The sequence below is a fragment of the Skermanella sp. genome, from assembly GCF_059503625.1.
Map to the genome: position 1 here is coordinate 20,498 of NZ_JCACHA010000561.1, position 2,568 is coordinate 23,065.

Consider the following 2,568-nt stretch of genomic DNA (forward strand, 5'->3'; position numbering starts at 1 on the left):
AGATGATGCGATGAAGAAGATACTGGTCCTGTGCCTGCTGGCGCTTGTCGCGGCCGCTCCCGCCCATGCGCAGACCAAGCTGTTTCAGGCCACGCCGATGATCAAGGCGGCGACCGAGAACAACTTCGAGGACATGCGCTCGCTGCTGCTCAAGGGGTCCAGCGCCAATACGGCCGACGCCAACGGCAAGACGGCCCTGATGTATGCGGCGAATGCCGGCAACGCCGACATGGTCCAGCTGCTGCTGGAGAACAAGGGCAACCCCAACCAGCCGGACAAGAACGGCAACGCACCGCTGTTCTGGGCGGCGGGGCAGAGCGATCCGGCCATCGTCGACCTGCTGCTGAAGGCGGGCGCCAAGATCGACTACGAGAACCGGCAGGGCCTGACGCCGCTGATGGAAGCCGCGCGCGCCGGCAACCTGGAGGTCGTCCAGCGGCTGATAAAGGCAGGGGCGCAGGTCAACCGGCTCGACTTCACCGGGCGCAGCGCCCTTGCCTGGGCGCAGGATGGCCGCAACCCGCGCGTGACCTCGGCCATCCAGCAGGCGGGAGGCCAGTAGGCCCCGGCGCCTGAAGACCGAGGCTGCGGCCCGATCCCATGCCGTTCCTCCCGCCGCTGCCCGTACCGGGCGCCCCCGACCTTCTGCTGCTCCTGCTGGCGGCCCTGGTCTTCGATGCCCTGTTGGGGGACCTGTCCGCGCTGGAGCGGGCGATCGGACTGCCGCGCCGGGCCGTCCTGGCGGCTGCCGGCTGGTGCGACCGGCGGCTGAACCGCCTGAACCGGAGCGCTTCCGCCCGTGCCGTCCGGGGCTTCATCGTGACGGCCGTGTTCGCCGCGGGCGCCGTCCTGGCGGGGCTGGCGCTTACGGCCGTCGTGCGCTGGGTGCCGGACGGACATTTCGTGTACGGGCGGCTTCCCTATGGCCGGCTGATCGAAGTGCTGATCGTCGCCGGGGCGCTCGGGCTGCGCCGGCCCTGGAACCTGCTGCGCGCCACCGCCGGCGCGCTGGAGTGGCAGGGACTTACGGCAGGGCGCGAGGCGGTGCGGCCCCTGACCGGGCGGCACGTCTACAGCCTGGACGATCATGGCGTCGTCCGCGTCGCGGTGGAGGGCGCCGCGGAGGCCCTGGAGCGCCGGGTCGTGGCGCCGGCCCTGTGGTACGCGCTGCTGGGCCTGCCGGGACTGATGCTCTGGACGGCATCGGACGGTCTGGCCCATGCGATCGGCGGCGGCCCCCGGCACGACCGTTTCGGCCGGGCGGCGGCGATCCTCCATCGGCTGCTGGGCTATGGTCCGGCGCGCCTGACGGCGCTTCTCGTGGTGCTGGCCTGTCCCTTCGTCCCGAACGCCCGCCCGGCCGAGGCGGCGCGCACCGCGTTCGGCGCGGGTCCTCCCCCGGTCGCCGCTTTCGCCGGCGCCCTCGGCCTGTCGCTCGGCGGACCCAGGCGGGAGGGAGAGGTGCTGATCCGCGACGCCTGGATCGGCGAAGGCCGGGCACGCGCCGTCCCCGCCGACCTCCGCCGCGCCATGGCCCTCTACGCCGTCGCCTGCCTGCTGCTGGCGGGGGTCGTGGCAGTGGCGGCGATAGTGCCTCGGTATGTTTGAGACGTAAGGTTTTGGGACGAGTCGCCTTTTCGCAGTCCGGGCATGTCCTTGACAGTATCACTATTAATATCACATAATGGCAGGCGATAGCTAGGATCAACGACATTGTGGACTGTATGAGGTCCAGCCCTAATGACATTTCTTTCACCGATGCAGCGAAAGTTTGTGAACATTATTTCGGTCGGCCACGGCAAAATCGAACAAGCCATAGAGTTTACAAAGCCTTGGGGTGGCGACCCACGAGTCAATATCCAGCGTGGAGAAAATGGGAAGGCAAAAGCTTGCCAAGTTGTCCAAATAATCCGAGCTGTAGACAAGGCAGAACAGTTAAGAACTGCTCCAAAGGTGAACGAAGATGCCAAATGATCACTATACGTATCGCGTAACTTGGTCACCGGAGGATCAAGAATTCGTGGCTACATGTGTAGAGTTTCCTAGCCTTTCCTGGCTTGAAGCTGACGATATCGATGCACTTCGCGGCATCAAAAAATTGGTGTTCGAGGTTGTAGAAGATATGAGCGCCAATGGTGAAGCTGTGCCGGAACCAATTGCCGATCGCAGATATTCTGGCCACTTCGTCGTACGGACGACTCCTCAAGTACACAGGAAGCTTGCTATCGAGGCGGCGGAAGAAAAAGTCAGCCTGAATCGCTATGTCAATGCGAAGCTGTTGAGCGCTTAGGAAGCCTCGGAGCCGGATAAATCCGGCCTCGTCTTCCGTCAGGAACGATTGACCGTCACCACGCGCCAGACCGCCGGTTCGTTGGGCACGGGGATGTGGTCGATGCGGGTCAGCGACAGCGGGTCGATCTGGAAGGCGAGCGCCTGTGCCGGGGATAGCCCCAGCGCCACGGCCAGGGCGGCGCGGATGGAGCCGCCGTGGCAGACGGCGGCGATGTCGCGTCCCCGGAACTCCGCCGAACGCCTTTCCAGGGCGGGGGCTACCCGCGTCACGACCTC

The 2,568-nt window shown here is 65.8% G+C and carries 5 protein-coding genes; 4 read left to right on the forward strand and 1 reads right to left on the reverse strand.

Annotation, left to right across the window (positions count from 1 at the left end):
* From AC5JJ6_RS12445 to AC5JJ6_RS12460, 4 genes are all read left to right on the forward strand, one after another.
* Positions 1-562, forward strand: a 562-nt coding sequence (locus tag AC5JJ6_RS12445) for an ankyrin repeat domain-containing protein (protein ID WP_496042341.1), incomplete at its 5' end; no start/stop codon positions are given.
* A 38-nt stretch (positions 563-600) separates the two neighbouring features.
* Complete coding sequence (locus tag AC5JJ6_RS12450; protein ID WP_496042342.1) at positions 601-1,608, forward strand: cobalamin biosynthesis protein CobD/CbiB; 1,008 nt, start codon at positions 601-603, stop codon at positions 1,606-1,608.
* A 132-nt stretch (positions 1,609-1,740) separates the two neighbouring features.
* Complete coding sequence (locus tag AC5JJ6_RS12455; RefSeq protein ID WP_496042343.1) at positions 1,741-1,974, forward strand: hypothetical protein; 234 nt, start codon at positions 1,741-1,743, stop codon at positions 1,972-1,974.
* Positions 1,964-2,290: a type II toxin-antitoxin system HicB family antitoxin gene (locus AC5JJ6_RS12460; RefSeq protein WP_496042344.1), complete on the forward strand. Its 327-nt coding sequence runs from the start codon at positions 1,964-1,966 to the stop codon at positions 2,288-2,290. Before AC5JJ6_RS12455 ends, AC5JJ6_RS12460 begins: the two co-directional genes overlap by 11 nt.
* Positions 2,291-2,328: 38 nt before the next feature.
* On the opposite strand, the gene AC5JJ6_RS12465 is transcribed toward AC5JJ6_RS12460, so the two are convergent.
* Positions 2,329-2,568 (reverse strand): histidine phosphatase family protein (locus AC5JJ6_RS12465; protein WP_496042345.1); only part of this gene is annotated, 240 nt, incomplete at its 5' end.